General features: G+C 41.4%; 12 protein-coding genes. All 12 read left to right on the plus strand.

Annotated features, from left to right (window positions below; translation table 11 throughout):
• Window positions 1-284: 284 nt before the first annotated feature.
• Entirely contained in the window at window positions 285-1580 is a 1296-nt protein-coding gene (locus DWW23_RS20600) for an IPT/TIG domain-containing protein (RefSeq protein WP_122355711.1), read from the plus strand.
• Window positions 1581-1604: 24 nt separating this feature from the next.
• Window positions 1605-4673, plus strand: coding sequence for a TonB-dependent receptor (locus tag DWW23_RS20605; protein ID WP_122355713.1), 3069 nt, complete (start codon window positions 1605-1607; stop codon window positions 4671-4673).
• Between the two features lie 19 nt (window positions 4674-4692).
• A complete protein-coding gene (locus DWW23_RS20610; protein WP_122355715.1) occupies window positions 4693-6681 on the plus strand; it encodes a RagB/SusD family nutrient uptake outer membrane protein in 1989 nt (662 codons plus the stop codon).
• A gap of 19 nt (window positions 6682-6700) precedes the next feature.
• Window positions 6701-7633: a BT_3044 domain-containing protein gene (locus DWW23_RS20615; RefSeq protein WP_122355717.1), complete on the plus strand. Its 933-nt coding sequence runs from the start codon at window positions 6701-6703 to the stop codon at window positions 7631-7633.
• Window positions 7634-7790: 157 nt separating this feature from the next.
• On the plus strand, window positions 7791-11030 hold the full coding sequence (locus tag DWW23_RS20620; RefSeq protein WP_122355719.1) for a S41 family peptidase: 3240 nt from the start codon (window positions 7791-7793) through the stop codon (window positions 11028-11030).
• 126 nt (window positions 11031-11156) lie between these two features.
• Window positions 11157-11735, plus strand: a complete 579-nt coding sequence (locus DWW23_RS20625; protein WP_122355833.1) for an RNA polymerase sigma-70 factor — start codon at window positions 11157-11159, stop codon at window positions 11733-11735.
• 70 nt (window positions 11736-11805) lie between these two features.
• Window positions 11806-12828 (plus strand): FecR family protein, encoded by a 1023-nt coding sequence (locus DWW23_RS20630; protein ID WP_122355720.1) that lies wholly within the window; start codon window positions 11806-11808, stop codon window positions 12826-12828.
• Window positions 12829-13142: 314 nt separating this feature from the next.
• Entirely contained in the window at window positions 13143-16328 is a 3186-nt protein-coding gene (locus DWW23_RS20635) for a SusC/RagA family TonB-linked outer membrane protein (protein WP_233564405.1), read from the plus strand.
• 12 nt (window positions 16329-16340) lie between these two features.
• A complete protein-coding gene (locus DWW23_RS20640) occupies window positions 16341-18008 on the plus strand; it encodes a RagB/SusD family nutrient uptake outer membrane protein (RefSeq protein ID WP_122355724.1) in 1668 nt (555 codons plus the stop codon).
• 10 nt (window positions 18009-18018) lie between these two features.
• A complete protein-coding gene (locus DWW23_RS20645; RefSeq protein ID WP_122355835.1) occupies window positions 18019-19191 on the plus strand; it encodes an FN3 domain-containing metallophosphoesterase family protein in 1173 nt (390 codons plus the stop codon).
• Between the two features lie 143 nt (window positions 19192-19334).
• On the plus strand, window positions 19335-19907 hold the full coding sequence (locus tag DWW23_RS20650; protein WP_122355726.1) for an RNA polymerase sigma factor: 573 nt from the start codon (window positions 19335-19337) through the stop codon (window positions 19905-19907).
• 86 nt (window positions 19908-19993) lie between these two features.
• Window positions 19994-21001 carry a FecR family protein gene (locus tag DWW23_RS20655; RefSeq protein WP_122355728.1) on the plus strand — a complete coding sequence of 336 codons (1008 nt, stop codon included), beginning with the start codon at window positions 19994-19996 and terminating at the stop codon, window positions 20999-21001.
• The last annotated feature ends 158 nt before the right edge of the window (window positions 21002-21159 follow it).

Here is a 21159-nt window from a genome sequence, read left to right on the forward strand (position 1 = left end):
AAAATTATTAAATAAATAATATTTTATAGAACATATATGAAATATAGAGGACAATAACCAGATCGATTTCAAATGAAGAAATAAAAGCCTGTAAAATGTTCTAAATTCCACTCAAAGTTATAAAATGCAAGTAAAGTCCTACCAGAACTAATGCACATTGAAGCAAGCAATGTGACCCATATAATAGTGTGCTATCTTATGATATTACTTCGGTATAAGCTTTAGATTTAAAAATACCTTTTTTGTCTAATGCACTTTGTATTAATTAAATGATTTAAAGTACTATGAATTACTCAACCAAAAGAAGACAACTATTGTTGTCGATGATTGGAGTGGCTCTTTGGCTAGGATTTGCCTGCAATAACAAAGAGAACGGAATTTCAGAAGGACCCTATGATCCTTCCAGACCAGTGAAAATAACAGAATTTTACCCCGATTCAGGCGGAATGGCTACAAAAATGATCATTAAAGGGGAGAATTTTGGAATAGCCTCAGAAGATGTGAGAGTCTATTTTAACCAGAAAAAAGCCGCTGTAGTTGAGTCTAATGGCGATATGCTGTATGTAATCGTTCCCAAACAACCAGGCGACGAGTGTAAAGTGTCAGTAGCCGTAGGGAATGATTCTTTGGCTTTTGAAAAGACGTTTTCCTACATTACATCTGTGACTGTTTCTACTATTGCAGGTAAAGTAGGTGTACAGGGAAGTACGGACGGAACCTTGGCGGAAGCTGAATTTCATTCTCCGCGCTATTTGATTATAGATGCAGAGAAAAACATTTTTGTATCAGAGTTTAATAACCATATGCTTCGTCAGATCAATGAAGAAAGTAATATGGTAACAACCATTCATAAAGGAAATGGCATGACTAACCCGAATGCACCGGCTACGGATGCTGATAAGAAAGTTATTTTCGTTCCGAATGATGGTGGTAATGTATTCCTTGAGTTTGATCCTGAATTACAATGGGCCGGAAAGAAAATATCTCCCCGACCAGCTGAGGGAGAGTCTTTCTCTATTGACTATAAGCATTCGTTGGCCCCTAATCCGAAAGATGGAATGATCTATACACGTGCTTACAATGGGCAGTTGATAAAATTTAATGCACGTACGAAAGCAGCTTATGTCGTTGCCATAGATTTGATGCCGAACTCAGACGGCTATTTATATTTTCATCCTAAAGATCCCAATCTTCTCTTCCTTTGTTATCAGAAAAAACATTGTATTTATACCTTCGATTTAACAACTAAAGAGCATAAATTATTTTCAGGAACACTTAATCAGGCAGGTTGGATGGATGGTGAACGTGAGTTCGCAGAATTTAATGCTCCACGCCAGATCTGTTTTGATAAGGATGGAAACTTATATGTAGCCGATGGAGGTAATCACGTAATCCGTAAAATCGATACAAACGGTATCGTATCAACAGTTGTTGGAATTCCTGGTGTGAAAGGTTACCGCGACGGTAATCCCGATGAAGCCATGTTCAATGCTCCTGACGGCGTAGCTATTGATGATGAAGGTATTATCTATATTGCTGATTATGAAAATAGACTAATTAGGAAATTAGCAATCGAGTAAATGTTAGCATAAATTGAAATGATTATGAAAAGAAAATTATACATTATACCGTTCTTTTTATTGACGGTTCTATTTGCATTTGCACAATCCAACCAGATTATATCAGGAGTTGTAGTGGAAGATAGAGATAATGGTGAGCCTTTGCCTGGGGTAAATGTCTATCTAAAGGACCGTCCGGGCGTTGGAGTTGCAACAGACATGAATGGACACTTCTCAATCAAAGCTGCCATCAATGATATTTTGATCTTCTCTTATCTGGGATACAATAATTATGAACACCGGGTGAATAAACCGGATGATAAACTGACAATTCGGATGACAGAATCTTCTACCATGCTGGAAGAAGCAGTTGTAATAGGTATGGGTACACAGCGAAAGATCAGTGTAGTTGGTGCAATTACCAGTGTAAAAGCGGAGGATTTGCAGATGCCGGCAACTAATATCAATAATGTATTAGGAGGACGTGTACCTGGTATTATTTCGGTGATGAGCAGTGGCGAACCAGGTAAAAATATTTCTGAATTCTGGGTACGTGGTATCGGTACTTTCGGTGCCAATTCCAGTGCTTTGGTTTTGATTGATGGACTGGAAGGGCGTTTGAGTGATGTCGATCCTGCTGATATTGAAAGCTTCTCCGTATTAAAAGATGCTTCAGCCACGGCCGTTTATGGAGTACGCGGTGCAAATGGTGTTGTTTTGGTAACGACAAAGCGCGGTAAGGAAGACCGCTTGCAGATCACCGTCCGTGCCAACCTGACGATCTCTCAATTGACTCGACTGCCGGAATATCTGGGTGCTTATGATTATGCTAAGCTTGCCAATGAAGCTCGTGCCGTTTCCGACATGGAACCGCTTTATTCGCCGATGGAACTCGATTTGATCAGATACAAGCTTGATCCCGAACTCTATCCCGACGTAAACTGGCAGGATGAAGTATTGAAAAAAACATCATTGCAACACACCTATTACATGAGTGCTCGAGGAGGAGGTAGTGTAGCTCGCTATTTCATCAGTTTAAATGCTTCTTTGCAGGAATCAGCGTATAGGCAAGATCCGACATCCCGTTATAAATCAAGTGTAGGATACAATAACTATGGATACCGTGCTAACATTGACATGAATGTGACTAAGTCGACTAAATTATATTTAGGAATGGAAGGATTCATCTCTACCAAAAGCGAACCGGGTATGGCTAATACCGACCGGATCTGGGCCGCACAGGCGGCGTTGACTCCATTGACGATCCCGACAAAGTTCTCTAATGGTGCTCTTCCTGCTTACGATGCAGATAATGCGTATTCCCCTTATGTGATGTTGAATCATACAGGTACACACTCTTTCAGCGAATACAAGAACATGGTAACATTAGCTTTAGATCAGGACTTATCAATGATCACCAAAGGTTTGACAGCCACATTGCAAGGTGCGTTAAATACGGAATCCAATTATACGGAAACCCGTTACATCATGCCAGACTTGTATGCCGCCGTAGGTCGTGCGACAAGTGGCGAGCTTCAGTTGGTTCGTAAGGTAAATTCTGCTGCTGCAACTTATTCAAATAAGACTTACTTCTGGCGTAAATATCATTTCGAAGGGAAATTGAACTATGACCGCCTGTTTGCAGAAGACCATCGTATAGGCGGATTGCTATATTATTATATGAGTGATGCGCAGAATAACAATGTTACAACCAGCATGGCTGCTATTCCGGTGCGTTATCAAGGTCTTTCTGCCCGCCTTACTTATGGTTATAAAGATACGTACATGATCGACCTGAACTTTGGGTATACTGGTTCCGAAAACTTTGAGCCGGGAAAACAGTTCGGCTTCTTTCCTTCAGTAGCTTTGGGATGGGTATTCACAAACTACGATTTTATGAAGAATAAAGTGCCTTGGTTGAATTTTGCCAAGATCAGAGCATCTTATGGTACGGCAGGCAACGACCGTATTTCCAATACTCGTTTTCCGTATCTGACGTTGGTAAATTCGGAAGCTGAATCAGGCTGGGGATCAAACACCGGAGGTCTTATAGAAAGTGTCATCGGTGCCAATAACCTCGGATGGGAACGCGCTTTGAAAACAGATATAGGGCTGGATGTCCGCATGCTAAATGATAAAGTATCATTTACAGTAGATTATTTCAACGATTTGCGTGAGGGTATTTTCCAGCAACGCACTCAGATACCTGAGTTTGCGGGAACAATCACCATGCCTTATGGCAACGTCGGGCGCATGAGAAGTTACGGTTCTGATGGTAATATATCTTACTCTGATAACATCGGTAAAGACATTTCTTATACCATCAGGGGCAATTTCACCTATTCAACAAACTTTGTAGATGAATGGGAGCAGGCCTATCCGAAATATGGTTACCAAGAGATAGCTAATAACCCGTATAATATAACCCGTGGATATATTGCTTTAGGTTTATTTAAGGATGAACAGGATGTAAATAGTAGCCCGAAGCAATTCGGAACAGTCCGTCCGGGTGATATTAAATATAAAGATGTCAATGGTGACGGCATCATTGATACAGATGATAAAGTACCTATCTCTTACTCCCGTTTCCCTCGTTTGATGTATGGTTTCGGTGGTGAGTTTAAATGGAAGAACTGGACATTGGCTGTCATGTTCAAGGGCACCGGACGTACGGACATTTATCATGTAGGGGATGGTTATAATATGGGATATATGCCATTTGAAGGAAATAAGACAGGAAATGTCCTGAAGATTGTCGGTAATCAGAATAACCGTTGGACGCCCGCTTCTTATTCGGGTGATCCTTCTACTGAAAACCCGAATGCGAGGTTCCCCCGTTTGACTTACGGACACAATGAAAATAATACGCAGCTCTCTACTTTCTGGCATGATAACGCAAGATATTTGCGTTTGGAGGAGTTGAGTCTGACGTATAACTGGGTTCCTAAAAAGTTAGCCTTCCTGGGAGTTAAGTCTATCGACCTGCAGTTTGTTGGTTACAACCTGGCTGTATGGGACGAGGTCAAACTGTTTGATCCTGAGCAGGCGTATGCAAATGGGACGGCTTATCCGATCCCAAGACGTTTTGCATTCCAAATGTATTTAAATTTTTAACGGCATAAATCTTATATATATGAAATCAATTAAAACAATAGTAGGTACAGTTCTTGTAACTGCTGCAACCATGTTTGGCTCATGTAATTTTTTGAATGTGGATGATTATTTTGTGGATACATTCAATTATGATTCCATTTTCGTTAATAAAATCAACTTGAATAAATATTTATGGAATATACCTACCATGTTTGATGACGAAGGAGGAATTTGGGGATCTACCAAAACCCCGGGTATTTTTGCTTCGGGTGAAGCTTTTACTCAATGGGATCAGGATGAATATCCAGGCATGAACTTTGCATTAGACAGGATCACTCCTGATAAACTGATGGGCTTTGGTGACGTGTGGCCAAAAATGTATAAAGTGATCCGTCGTTGTAACACAATCCTGGCAAATATTGATAAATGCCAGGACCTGACAACATTGGATGAGAGAGAAGTGCTAGGTTATACTTATTTTATGCGTGCCTATGCCTATTATAATATTTTGGTTGATTATGGTCCTGTTGTTTTACTGGATGATGACCTGTTAGAAACCAATGAGGAACCTGAATATTATAACCGTCCCCGTTCAACTTATGATGAATCTGTTGATTATATCTGTACACAGTTAGAAAAAGCAGCAGAATATATGCCATTGAATGTGACGGTAGGACAATTTGGACGTCCAACCCGTGGGGCTGCCTACGGACTGGTTGCTCGTTTAAGATTGCTGCAGGCAAGTCCAAGTTTTAACGGAGGCGCTTCTGCTCGTCGTTATTTTGCTGACTGGAAAAGAAGTACCGACGGAGTCAGTTATGTATCCCAGACTTACGACGAATCGAAATGGGCTGTTGCAGCTCATGCTGCCAAGCGTGTCATTAATATGGGTATTTATCAGTTACATACCGTCAAGCGGGATACAGCAACAGCCTTATTGCCAAAGAATATTCCGAGTGGGAATTTCCCGGACGGTGCAGGCGATATCGATCCTTACCATTCTTATAAAGACATGTTTTCCGGTGAAGCAATTGCATTTAAAAACCCTGAATTTGTTTGGGGGCGCAATTCCGGGCAAGTTAAAAACTATACAAAACATTCTTTCCCCGTCTTATTGCTGGGAGGTTGGAATGGTATTGCTATTCCCCAGAAATTTGTAGATGCCTATTATATGGAAGACGGTAATGATATCCATTCTTCGAGCGAAGAGTATCCCTATAGTGAAGAAGGCTTTACGATCGACTCAAAACGTAGGTCAGGTTATCAGCAGCAGACTGGTATTTCAAATATGTATAATAACCGTGAATGGCGTTTCTATGCCAATATAGGTTTTAGCGGTTGCTTCTGGCCTTGTAGCTCTACTTCTGAAAATAACCGTAAAAACAAAGATGTCACCTATGGTTTGGACGGAACTGCCGGGAAAACCCAGACTGATGGCGATTTACGTAATTATCCGGTTACAGGATATGTATCTAAAAAGTTCATCCATAATGATGACGCCTGGGCAGGAAACGACTCGGAGGTGTTAAATAAAACATTTGGTATCATCCGGTATGCAGAAATGCTACTTTCTTATGCAGAAGCGTTGAATAATCTGTCAGGTTCGCATACCATTACCGACAAAGATGGCATCGCTTACACATATAGCCGTAATGAAGCTGAAATAGCAAAGTATTTTAACCAGATCCGCTTTCGTGTTGCTTTGCCGGGATTGACAAGTAACCAGTTGGGAAACCCCGGTGAGTTGAAGAAAGTGATTGAACGCGAGTGGATGGTTGAATTCTTTCATGAGAATCGTTATTACTATACGATCCGCCGCTTGGGAACTATGGAAGATTGTGCCCGCGAACCTATTGTCGGTATGAATACGGAAGCCAAAGAGAAAGAAGGCTTCTATACACGTACAACTGTTACCCATCCGTTTGCCCGTTATCGCGGTACGGATAAAAAGATGGTATTCTTACCGGTCAGTAGAAATGAGATCCGGAAAGTTCCGATGATGGATCAGAATCCGGGATGGAATAATTAATCATATAATCAGTAATATTATGGAATGTAAATTGAAAAAGATAGTTGCCTTATTAGTCATAGGATTGATTTCGGTATCTTGTAATGAAACAGGCCGGTTCGAGAAAGAACAGTATGAAAAGATCGTATATGCATTAAGCTACACCGACCATGCGTTTCCTATTTCCCATATGTTGACAGGAGAGGCTTCTGTCGGATATGTATCTGCGGGACTGAGTGGGACATTATCTGACAATGAAGATATTATAGTAGAGTTTGAAAGAGCTCCGGATGCTTTGGAACAATATAACTTGCTGAATTTCGATTTGGATGAGACGAAGTATGCTCGGGAATTAGGTGCACAACATTTTTCCATAGCGGATTACAAAGCGGTCATTAAAGGCGGTGAAGTATTGGGTACGATGGCAATTGAGTTTCGTCCCGAAGGGCTTTCTCCGGATTCTATCTATATGATTCCGTTAAAAATCAAGTCTGTATCCAAGTACACTTTCAATGAGAAATTGCAAAGTGTACTTTACCGTATCATGCTTGAAAATGAGTATGCCAGCCAAGATGACCAGACCACTTACTTTATGAAAGGTGTCGAGATCAAAGATGGTTTGGAAACAATGATTGCTGCCGGCAAACGAATATTTCCTTTGACGAGAAACCAGATTCGTACAACGGTTCATACAAAGCCTTATAAAGAAGATGCTGCTTACATCCGGGAAAATAGTATGGTGATAACCATCTTGGAAGGTGATGCTTTGAATGTTGTTCCTGTTGATAAAAATTGTATGGAAATAGAGCAGATCGGTGGTACAGCTGAGAATTATTATGGACCTGACGTGGCAGGCATAAATCGCTTTAATCTCTATTACAGGTATCGTACCAGAACATTTGATTCTGAGAGTGACAGCTATGACAACTGGAGTGAATGGAAAGTTATTAAAGAGAATCTGAAGCGTCAGTAAGATAATAAAAGGAGGATGTTACAAAAAATCAGCATCCTCTTTTTTATGTTTAATTTGTCGGAATTCTTTTTCAATGTATCTGTTTTTTTACACGTTTTTGGATGATACTATCCGGAAAGATTTTTTCTACCTTTGCGACATATTAAATTAACATTATATGAAGAAGAAAGTTATCCTTTTCTTACTTGCCTTAACCGGTACTCCGACTTTGATCATGGCTGCGGACAATGCACGCCTGTTGCGTTTTCCGGCGACTAATGGTAATGAGATCGTTTTCTCCTATGCCGGCGATCTATATAAAGTTCTGGTTACAGGTGGAGAGGCCCAGCGTCTGACTTCGCATGTTGGGTATGAAATGTTCCCTCGTTTTTCTCCGGATGGTAAAACAATTGCATTTACCGGACAGTACGATGGAAACACGGAAGTGTACACGATCCCTTCTACGGGAGGAGAACCTTTGCGTGTTACCTATACGGCAACCAACCAGCGTGATGACCTGGGCGACCGCATGGGACCTAACAATATCGTAATGAACTGGACTCCTGACGGAAGCCGTATCGTTTACCGTAACCGTATCAGTAGTGGTTTCGACGGGAAATTGTATACGGTGGATAAAGAAGGCGGCCTTTCTGAAGTGATCCCTTTGCCGGAAGGCGGTTTCTGTAGCTATTCTCCGGACGGAAAACAGTTGGCCTATAACCGCGTGATGCGTGAATTCCGTACCTGGAAATATTATAAGGGCGGTATGGCCGATGATATCTGGATCTATAATCCGGAAAAGAAATCGGTAGAAAACATTACGGACAATGTCGCACAGGATATTATCCCGATGTGGATCGGAGATGAGATATTCTTCCTCTCGGATCGTGATCGTACGATGAATCTCTTTGTCTACAACACAAAGACCAAACAAACCGCTAAAGTGACTAATTTCACGGAATACGATGTGAAGTTCCCGAGCGCAAACGGCAATACGATCGTTTTTGAAAATGGAGGTTATCTTTATAAAATGGATGCGACTGCCAAGAAGCCGGAAAAGGTAGAGGTCAAGTTGACGTCTGATAATATTTATGCGCGTAGTGAGATAAAAGACGGTTCTCAGTATCTGACTGAAGCCAGTATCTCTCCTGACGGCAAACGGGTTGTGGTGACTGCCCGTGGCGAAGTATTCAACTTGCCGGTAGAGAAAGGCGTAACGAAGAATATCACTCGTTCTCCGGGTCAACATGACCGGGAAGCACAATGGTCTCCCGATGGTAAAATGATCGTTTATATTTCTGACGGTACCGGTGAAACTGAACTTTATATGCAGGACGCAACAGGCGGTGAACCTGTTCAGTTGACAAAGGACAACGATACTTATATCCGTTCGTTTGTATGGAGTCCGGATTCAAAAACGATCGTCTATACAGATCGTAAGAATCGTGTTAACCTGCTGGATATAGCGACCAGGCAGGTAACGACTTTGTTGCAGGATCCGATGGCTGAGATCCGGGATGTAACCTATTCTCCCGACAGTAAATGGCTGACTTATTCCCGCCCGGGAACGAATGAGCACAGTATTGTTTATGTCTACAATATCGCGGAGAAGAAAGAATATCCTGTAACGGATAAGTGGTATAATTCGGATTCACCTGTTTTCAGTCGTGACGGAAAATATCTGGTGTTCTCTTCTGCCCGTGATTTTAATCCGACTTACGGCTCCTTGGAATGGAATCATGTATATAATAATATGGAAGGTGTTTATCTGGTATTGTTATCGAAAGATACACCTTCTCCTTTCCTGGAAAAAGATGCGGAAGTGGCTGTAGCAAAAGATGATAAGGCGAAGAAAGAAGAGCCGAAGATAGACGGAAAGAAGGAAACAGCTGCTGAAAGTCCGGTTGTGAAGATAGATATGGATGGCATTTCCGACCGTATCATCCAGCTTCCGCTGGCAGGTTCCCGTTATGGAAATTTCTATGCAGACGGTAATAAAGTTTATTATTGGGGCCGTGGTGGTGTGAAAGTATACGATCTGGAAAAACAAAAAGAAGAAAGTGTAGCCGACGGTGCTTCCATGTCTGTAGCTCCCGGTAGCAAAAAAGCGTTGTTCTATAAAGGCGGACAGATATACGTGACCGATATTCCTTCGGGTAAGGTCGATCTGAGTGAGGCCGTGAATCTTTCCAACATGAAGATCACAACCGATTATCCGAAAGAATGGGCGCAGATCTTTGATGAGGCATGGCGTGCTTACCGTGACGGTTTCTATGTAGAGAATATGCATGGAGTGGACTGGAAAGCTATCAAGAAAAAATATGAAGTCCTTCTGCCTTATGTAAAAACTCGTTTGGACCTGAATTACGTAATCGGCGAAATGATCGGTGAGCTGAACTGCGGTCACGCTTATGTGAACCCGGGTGAACTGGATCGTCCGGACCGTGTGCAGACTGGTTTATTGGGAGCGGAGATCTCACGCGATAAGAGTGGTTTCTTCCGTTTGGAAAAGATCTTACCGGGTGCTTCCTGGAGCAAGGACTTGCGTTCTCCGCTGACGGAACCGGGTATCGAGGCCAAAGCCGGTGAGTTCATCGTGGCTATAGACGGTGTTCCTACTAACAGCGTGAAGGATATGTTCTCTTTGTTGGTCGGTAAAGCCGGTGTGCCTACCGAACTTTCATTGAACAGCAAGCCCCAGTTGGCTGGTGCACGTAAGATCGTAATAAGCCCGCTTGCCGAAGAATATTCTTTGTATCACTATAATTGGGTGCAGGACAATATTAAGAAGGTGGATAAGGCTACGAATGGTCGTGTCGGATATATCTATATCCCGGATATGGGTGTGGAAGGCCTGAATGAATTTTCCCGTTATTTCTATCCGCAACTGGATAAGGAAGGTTTGATCATCGACGACCGTGCGAACGGTGGTGGTAATGTCTCCCCGATGATCCTGGAACGTCTTTCCCGTGAACCGTATCGCCTGACGATGCGCCGGGGCTCGAATCATGTCGGAACAGTGCCTGATGCCGTACAGGTTGGCCCGAAAGTTTGTTTGATTAATAAGTATTCGGCTTCCGACGGTGATTTATTTCCGTGGGGATTCCGCGCACTTGGTCTGGGCAAGCTGATCGGTATGCGTACCTGGGGTGGTATCGTCGGTATCAGTGGCTCATTGCCTTATATGGATGGTACCGATATCCGCGTTCCGTTCTTCACCAGCTACGATCCGAAGACTGGCCAGTGGATCATCGAAAACCATGGCGTTGACCCGGATATCCTGATCGATAACGATCCGATTAAGGAATGGAACGGTGAAGACCAGCAGCTGAATAAAGCGATCGAAGAGGTAATGAAAGAACTTCAGAACCGTAAACCGTTAGCTCCGATACCGGCTCCGAGAGATTTCAGTAAATAAGAAATCAGTCCGAAAGTATATATGCTTTTCGGCAAAAGGTTACATGCTTTTAATCAAAAGCATGTAACCTTTTTTCTTTTATCATGTAATAATTCTTTTACCTTTGCAAAGGCAACTATGTACATTATGAACGAAGAATCACTGTATATTCATCAGCTTAGAAGTGGAGATTCCCGGTCTTTTGAATACCTGTACACTATTTGGAGCGGTAAGCTCTATAATTTTGTTATGCGTATTTCAAAGGGGGATAGCTATCTGGCGGAAGATATCGTGCAGTCGACCTTTGTCAAAGTCTGGGAAAACCGCCGGTTGCTCGATCCCGACAAATCTTTCGGGTCCTATCTGTGTACCGTCGCTAAAAATCAATTAGTGAATATTTATCAGCATAGGATGCTGGAGTATCTTTATCAGGAAAAAGTTAAAACTTCTGAGCCGACTGAAAATACCACCGAAAAGGAAGTTGATTACCATCTGCTGGAAGAATACATCGACTCATTGATAGACCAGTTACCACCTGCCCGTAGAGAAATATTCGTATTAAGTCGCCGCAATATGTTAACCAACAAAGAAATAGCGGAGAAGCTCAATCTTTCGGAAAACACGGTAGAATCTCAGTTGACCAAAGCTATCTCTTTCATGCGCAGTAAGATAAATAAGCATTACAGTCTATCTGTGTCTTTACTCCTTTATTTATTGATAGATTAATAAAAGTTAAATAAGAGAAGTCGGGTAACGGATTTTTTCCGGTTGCCTGTATACCTAATAGAACAAAATAATGGAAAAGCAAGATTACATACAATTATTCGATAAGTTTCTGTTGAAGCAAGCTTCGCCGGAAGAGGTGCAGATATTGATCCAATGGCTGAAAAGTGAAGGTTCGTTTCAGGATTGGATGGATGAGGAATGGGATGCTGCTTCTTCCGGAATGGATACTGATTTACAACAAAAATTACTGGGACAGATAAAGAAGAAAATCAGCTTGGAAACACAACAGGCACCGCTGAAAAGGAATAAATATCGTACAATTTATCTATGGACTGCCCGCATAGCTTCTGTTATAATACTTTTATTATTGACCGGAATCTCAGTCTATCGTTATGCTATGGAACAGCAGAAGATGCAAGATATGATTGTCTCGGTCGAAAAAGGGCAAAAAGCAAATGTTGTACTTCCTGACGGTTCTAAAGTATGGGTTAATTCCGATTCAAGATTGATTTATGGAAGCCGCTTTACATCTAAAGAGAGAATCCTGGAACTGGAAGGTGAAGCCTATTTTGAAGTGGCTCCCGATAAGGATCGCCCTTTTATTGTGGAGACGAATGATTTGGCAGTCCGGGCATTGGGCACTAGCTTCAATGTGAAATCTTATAAAGAAGAAAAGGATATATCCACTGTTTTAATGACTGGAAAAGTTGAAGTATCAAGCAGTTATGATCGCCTGATATTAAATCCGAATGAAAGAATAGTCTTTGATAAGCAGACCGGGCATATGGAAAAGAGTAGTGTGGAAAACGCTAAAGAGTATATTAATTGGAAATTCAATGAACTGACATTTAAAGGGGAAACTTTTGAAAATATCGTTCACACTCTGGAACGCTATTACAATACCCGCATTGTTTTTGAATCGGAATCATTAAAAAAATATCGTTTTACAGGAACACCCGGAAATACCAGTTTGGAAAGTATTTTACAGATACTATCCCTGACTTCTCCTTTGTCGTATGAAGTGAAGGATAGCTTGATTATCTTACGGGAGAATGTGAAGCAGAAAGCATATTATGAAAAAGCATTGAAATAGATATATTGTTGTTTAACTTTTAAATTATGGGATATGAAAAACACAGAATGAGAGGAGTAATAAAGGGACAGTGCCTGGCACCATCCCCTATCGTGATTTATAACCGCACTTAGGTATCTCGCAAATAGTAAGTGCAATTAGTAAATACCTTTAATCTCTACAAATTTATGAATTATTTAATTAGCAGGACTATTTACGTCCTTAAAAAACGGCAATTTAGCTGGGTTAAATTAGTATTATTTATATTGTTGATATCGCCTTCCCTCTTAGGTCAGATATCGGTAAGTATTCAAAAGCAGACTTTACGACAAGCCTTGAAGGCAATAGAACGTTCGGGGAATTATCAGTTTTTTTATAATGAAGATTTATCCAGCCTGGATAAGATCGTATCTCTGACGGTAAAAGATGCTCCGGTGGAAGAAGTGCTGGATAAGTTATTGTACGGTACGGATATCACTTACAAGAAAGAGAAAGAAAACTTGATCGTGCTGACGTTGAAAGCGACATCAGTTGCTCCGCAACAGGAGAATCGAACGGTGAAAGGTACGGTTGTCGATGCAACGGGTGAACCGGTTATCGGGGCGAATGTAGTAGAAAAAGGAACTACGAACGGTACAGTTACTGATATGGATGGTAAGTTTGCATTGGAAGTATCTGCTGGTGCTACATTGAGTATTTCTTATATTGGTTATACAGAGCAATTGATTCCGGTTAAAAATCAATCTACTTTCGATATTAAATTGATGGAGGATACACAGAAACTGGAAGAGATCGTTGTGGTGGGATACGGAGCTCAGAAGAAAGTGAATTTGACCGGGTCTGTCGCTTCTATTTCCAGTCAGGAATTGGTACAACGTCCTATTACTTCTGTTGCTTCCGGTATTCAGGGGATTGTGCCGGGGTTGACGATTACTGCAGGCCAGGGACGTCCTGGTTCTAGCGACAATACCAGTATACGTGTGCGTGGTACGGGAACCCTCAATAATTCAGATCCTTATATTTTGATTGACGGAATAGAATCAGGATCTATGAATCAGATCGATCCGAATGATATTGAGTCTATTTCCGTTCTGAAAGATGCTGCATCAGCTGCTATTTATGGTTCGAAGGCAGCCAATGGTGTCATCTTGATTACTACAAAACGCGGTAGTTCCGGTCGTCCTGTCGTTGCTTATAATGCCACTTTCGGTTGGCAGACTGCTACTGGTTTTGTAGAAAGAATGAACTCTGCTGATGCTGCGACTTACTATAACAAAGCGTTGGAATCGAGTGGTAAAGCTCCCCGCTTTACAGAAGATGACATCCGCTTGTTCCGTGACGGAACTGATCCTTACGGCCATCCGGATACAGACTGGAATGATTTGGGCTTTGCCGGAAATGGATTTATGCACCAACATAATATAAATTTATCCGGTGGGTCTGAAAACATAAAATACATGGCTTCGGTAGGGTATTTGAATCAGAATGGTATTATGAAGCATAGCAACCGTGAACAGTTCAACATGCGAACGAATCTGGATGCCAAATTATCGGATCATGTTAATGTCCGTGCAAATATGTCGTTCATTCATAATGATTATGCAGACCCGACGAACTCTTACGTAGGAGGAGGATCCGATCAGATTATCCGTCAGTTGAACCGTATCGCTCCCTGGATACCGTATAAAAATGAAGACGGAACCTATGGAACTATCGGTGATGGTAACCCTGTTGCCTGGTTGGATCTGGATCAGACATTGAATCGTAACAATCAGAACTTTTCAGGTATTCTGGCCGTTGATTATAATGTGATGAAAGGTCTGAAATTTACTGCACAGGGGGCATATGTATCCGATGTTCAGGACAGGAAAGAATTTGTTAAGGATATTCAATATAATTCGATTAAATATCATGGTCCTAATTCTCTGGATGAACGGACTTATTTATGGAACCGTACATCTTTGGATTTGTTGATGAATTATGACAAGAGTTTTGGTAACCATAATCTGAAAGCAATGGTCGGTTATCGTATTGAAAAGTATAATTATAAATATACCAAGGCTTATCGTAAGGGTTTCCCGAATAATGATATGACGGATATTAATGCCGGTACACAGTCGACACAAACCAATGAGGGATATTCCCGCGAACTGGCTATGATGTCTTATTTTGGGCGTGTGAATTATGATTATGCCGGAAAATACTTGTTTGAAGCGAACTTTAGAGCGGATGCTTCTTCCCGTTTCAGCCCCGATAACCGTTGGGGATATTTCCCTTCTCTTTCTGCCGGATGGCGTATGTCTGAAGAAGGTTTTATGGAAGGAGCACGTGATTGGATGCAATCTCTGAAACTGCGTGCATCCTGGGGACAGCTGGGAAACCAGGAGGCTTTAGACGATTATTATCCCTGGTTGATCACTTATGCGATCGGTTCAAGCAGTGGCGGTAATTATCCTTTTGACGGAAATGTAAATACAGGTATAATGCAGAAAGCACAGAAATTATCTTCTATCTCCTGGGAAAAATCATCGAACTGGGGTATCGGTTTTGATTTAAGTGTACTTTCCTGTCTGGATTTGACTTTGGATTATTACAATCGTAAAACAACCGGTATCATTATGGATGTTCCTGTTCCCGGTAGTTTCGGACTCGATCCATATAAGGATAATGTAGGTGCCATGCGTAACTCGGGTTTTGAAGTAACAGCTTCTTTCCATAAACAGTGGAATGATTGGACATTTGGAGCGACCGGCAATATGGCAGTGAATAAGAATGAGATACTGAATCTGGGCGGTGTAAATGAAATGGTGGATAAAGACAATGCCTATTTTATCAATCGGGTAGGTGCAGCCTATAAGTCTTTTTACGGATATGTCGCTGACGGACTGTTCAGAAGCCAGGAAGAAGCCGATGCTTATACGGAAAAATACGGAAATCCTTTCGGTAATGCATTTAAAGCAGGTGATATTAAATATAAAGATGTGAATGGGGATGGAAAGCTGACTTCAGCCGACCGTGATGTTGCCGGATCCGAACAGCCGAATGTGACTTTTGGTTTGAACCTGTCTGCTTCCTGGAAAAATTTCGATCTGTCTGTCTTTATGCAGGGAGCCTGTGGTGTATCGCGTTATTTCAATAATGAGGTATTCGGTGAATTTACCGGAGATAGTTCTCACCCTTCCACTGCCTGGTTTGATGCCTGGTCTCCGGAAAATCCGGATGGGACATTTCCTCGTGTTGCAGAGTCTGACCGTACTAACAGTACTCCTTCGAATTATTCGACCTTCTGGATATTCAAAACGAACTATCTGCGGATCAAAAATATCCAGTTCGGATATAATTTACCTGACAGTTGGTTGAAGGGAATAGGCATTTCACGTGCCAAGATTTATTATTCAGGAGAAAACCTGTTCAAGTTTGATAACCTGCCGGTTAATATCGATCCGGAAGCACCCTCGGGTCGTGGTTCTCATTATCCGCAGGTATGTACAAATTCAATCGGAGTTAATATAACCTTCTAATATTCACGAATTATGAAATCATTAAAATATTTATCTCTATCTTTAGTTGTGTGCGGAGCGGCATTAAGCTCCTGTGATGACTTTTTCGATACGAAACCATACGATCAGTTATCTCCGTCTACTTTCTGGCAGACAGAGGAAGATGTACAGAGTGCCGTTACTGCCTGCTATGATAAATGGAATGAGGCAAAAAATGGTTCGACAGATATTCTTTATGCCGACTGCCTTTCGGATATTGGTTTTAATTATAGTAATACAAGTTCATTAAAAGTAACCGGAAACGGTTCGATGACACAGGCGGCAACGGTGAATTATTATAGTTATGTAACCATCCGCCGTTGTAACACATTCCTGGAAAATGCAGAAAGTGTAACTTTTGCAGACGAGGCTGAAAAGAAAGATTTATTTGCTCAGGTGCGTACTATCAGAGCATATCGTTATTTTCATATGAATTTCTGGTATGGTGGTGTTCCTCTGATAACCGATCAACCGGAAACGTCTGCAGAAGCACAGGTTGAACGGGCTTCGGAAGAGACGGTGAAAAAGTTTGTTTATGACGAACTGGATGCCGCTATTCCTGACCTGAATGATAAACCGTCACAACGTGGTCGCATTGCCAAGGGTACGGCTTTGGCTATTAAGATGCGTGCTGCTCTGTATTGGGGGGATCTCGACCTGGCGATGAGTGCTGCCCGTGCTATTCAGAATCTGAACCAGTATGAATTGGATCCGAATTTTCAGGAGATGTTCAGCATAAAAGGACAAGGATCGAAAGAGATCATATACGCTATGCAGCATGTAAGCAATACATATGAATTTTCTAATATGATTCGTATGTTCAATAATCAGGATGGAGGCTGGGCTTCCATGGTACCGACGCAGAATCTGGTGGATATGTATGAAATGAAGTCCGGATTACGTCCGGAAGAGGAGGGATCAGGCTATGACCCAGTACATCCTTTTGCAAACAGAGATCCTCGGTTGGCTCTGACAATCCTCTATCCGGGAATGGATTGGATTGGTTCTGACGGAAAACAGCGTGTGATAAATACATTGGATAAATCGATCGACGGCAGCTCGAATGCCGATTATATGGATGCTGCCGATAATTCTTCCCGGACCGGTATGATCTGGGCTAAATATACGGTTCCTTTATCCCAGTATTCAGCCTCGCTGGATAATGAAAATACCTGTCCGATTTTGTTCCGTTATGCAGAAGTATTACTGACGATTGCTGAAATCGATATTGAGAAGAATGAAAATCTGGAGGAAGCGTATAGTATATTGGACCAGCTCAGGGCACGCTGCGGTCATGTCGCTGTAGACAGGGTAAAGTATAACACACAGGAAAAACTTCGTGAACTGGTTCGCCGCGAACGTTGTATCGAAATGGCAGGGGAAGGTTTACGTCGCGCAGACTTGTTACGTTGGAAAGATCAAAATGGAAAAATGCTGGCAGAAACCCGGTTGAACGGTACTTTATATCGTATGATAGGAACTGTCAATGTGAATGAGCCGGATCGTGATTTGCGGGCAACCGTTGATACTCCAACGGCATCCAATGAATCATTGCGGAAGATTGAAGACCGTGCATTCCGTACGCATAACCGATATTTACCGTTCCCGCAGGCAGAACTCGATAAAAATCCAAATTTAAAACAGAATGAAGGATATGAATAATAGCAGAAATATGAAAAGATTGTTGTTAAGTTTACTTTGTATATGTTTTTCCGTATTGGGTTTTGCTCAGGATCGCATTTCGATCAAACATGGTCCTTATCTTCAGAACCTCAAAGAAACGGAAGTTACGATCGTCTGGATGGCTAGTAAGCCATCCGTCGGGTGGGTGGAATTGGCTCCTGACGACGGTAGCGATTATTACCAGGAAGCCCGTCCGAAGTATTTCGACTCAACCAACGGGGTAAAAAATACTTCTTTGCTTCATGCGGTGAAAATAACCGGACTGACCCCGGGTACAAACTATCGTTATCGTGTTTATGCAGAGGAAGTTCTCAATCACCAGGGTGTTGAAATTATGTACGGGAAGGTGGCTGCAACAGATGTATACGGAGCCGATCCTCTGGTTTTTAAAACGAATGACCGGAATAAATCGGAGACATCATTCATTATGATCAATGATATTCACGGTCGTACGAGTGATATTCCCCAACTGTTGAAAGTTGCAGACTATAAGAATACCGATATGGTTATTTTTAATGGCGATATGTTGAGCCAGCTAAAGAATGAAGAAGAGCTTTTCACTGGCTTTATGGATGTTTCCATTGATATGTTTGCCAAAGAAACTCCGATGTATTATGCCCGTGGAAATCATGAGACTCGTGGTATATTTGCTGCTTCGTTTCAGCATTATTTCTCACCGAAGGAACCTCATCTGTATTTTCTTCTTCGTCAGGGACCGATCTGTTATATCTTCCTGGATACGGGAGAGGATAAGCCGGATTCAGATATTGAATATAGTGGCATAACTGATTATGACAACTATCGGACAGAACAGGCGAAATGGTTGGCTGAAGCTGTGAGATCAAAGGATTTTACGGAGGCAAAATACAGAGTGATCATTGCTCACATGCCTCCGTTGCCGGATAAAAGATTATGGCATGGACAAAAAGAAGTGTTGGAAAAATTTGTCCCGATTTTAAATGAGGCGAATGTCGATGTTATGTTATCCGGGCATTTACATCGTTATTTCAATAACAAACCTACTTCTTCGGTTAAATTTTCTGTCATAGATAATGCCCATAAAACGGTTGTAAAGGGTGTCACTAAGGACAATAAACTGGAATTAAAAGTAATGGATCTGGAAGGGAAAACGGTAGATCAGATCGTGTTGAATGCTAAATAAGGCGATCCTTTAAAAGAAAACTACCTGTTTATTATAAAAGTGGTAGAATGAAATCCCGGGCAATAGTAAGTTTATTATATATCCTACTATGCCCGGGTATTTTTTATTTCATATATTTGTGATTCAAAAAGGAAACGGGAAGCATGTTGGAGGAAAGAAAATTATTGAAAGAGTTAACCGAAGGATCAGAGTCTAGTTTTAACGCTCTGTACAATCTTTGGGGCGCCAGGCTTTACCGTTTTGCATTCTCTTATCTGAAATCGGACAGTGCAGCAAAGGATGTGGTGCAAGAAACGTTTGTGAAGATCTGGACGAACCGGGCCGGTATAAATCCGGATACATCCTTCAAGGCCTATTTGTTTACAATTTCCTATCATTTTTTATTGAAAGAGCTTCGCCGTCAATTGAATCATCCGCAAATGGAGAATTATCTGGAGATCAAAAAAGAAGTCGTTTCAGCGGAAGATGTAGAAGCTAAATATGATTTTGATCTTTTCCTGAAAGAATTAGAAACTGCCAAACAGAAGCTGACACCCCGCCAAAAAGAAATATTCACTCTGAATAAAGAATATAATCTTTCTATTACAGAGATAGCTTCCCGCTTATCTATAACGGAACAGGTTGTGCGTAACCAACTTTCAGCGGCATTGAAAGTATTGCGTAGAGAATTATCCAATTATTCCTACTTGTTTATATTATTCACGATATACTTCTGAGAAATATGTTTTATAGCATGCGAAAATGCATGTTATAAATGTAGCCTTTCGGGATATAACTCATAAACAAACGAAATCTCCGGTTTATGAGTACATCAGTATATAGAAATTTGAAAGATTGGTTAACGAAATATCAGGCTGAAAAAATAAGCCGAGAAGAATTTCGTGAACTCAGGCAGGAAATCAATAATCATTCGGATGAAGAACTTTTTCCTGTATTGCTCGATAGTTGGAATAGTTGGGATAATAACGAATGTTTATCGTCGGAAGATGCCCAAAGCCTATTGCTTCGTATCCGGCAAGAAATGAATGTAAAGCCTGTTCCCGGAATAAGAAAGTTGGCCTGGCGACAAATCGCAGCAGCTGTGGCCTTTTTACTAATGGGAAGCTTATCGGTCTATTTCTATGTTGATAACCGTGAAATTACTCAGTTAGCAGACCGGGTTATGGAAGTCAAAGTCGGAAAAGGAGAGCGGGTTTCAATCACTTTACCGGATGGAACGGCTGTTAAACTTAATTCTGAATCTGTGCTTTCGTATAAACAGGATTTTGGAAAAAAAGACCGCCGTGTGTCTCTTTCCGGGGAAGGATATTTCGATGTGCAGAAAGACATGCAAAAAAAATTCGTAGTGAATACCGAATTTATGGATATTGAAGTAACTGGTACTTCGTTCAATGTATATGCTTATTCCAATAAGGATATACTGGAAATGGCATTGGTGCAGGGTAGTGTGACTGTTTCTTCTGTCTGCCCGCCTTTTGAGAAAATGAATGTAGTTCCCAACGAGAAAGTTATTTATGATAAGAAAACGGGGATAATGATGAAAATAGGGACTTCGAATGTCTTGGAAACAGCCTGGGTAAGTAAAGAACTGGTGTTTAGGTCGGAACCGATGGATGCAGTATTGAAGAGAATAGGACGAAAATATGGTGTCTTTTTTGAAATCATGGATTCTTCACTTGTTAAGGATACCTATACCGGTGTGTTTGATAAGGAAGATATTGAAGAGGTCATAGATATATTGAAAGTACATTACGGTTTTGATTATAAAATAAAAGGGAGTGAAGTTCAAATTTTTGCGACAAATAAATGAAGTATTAACCTTAAAAAAATAAGAAAAATGAAAACATAAGAAAGAAAAAAATATCCGGAAAGCGGGCCGGCTCTCCGGATAAATCGTCGAATTCAGTTTCGCGAAGCTATGTGATAGCATAGCAGTAAAAAAACTAAAAGTCAACTTTAAATTTCTTA

Origin of the sequence: Parabacteroides sp. AF14-59 (assembly GCF_003479515.1) — a bacterium.
GTDB lineage: Bacteria > Bacteroidota > Bacteroidia > Bacteroidales > Tannerellaceae > Parabacteroides > Parabacteroides faecis.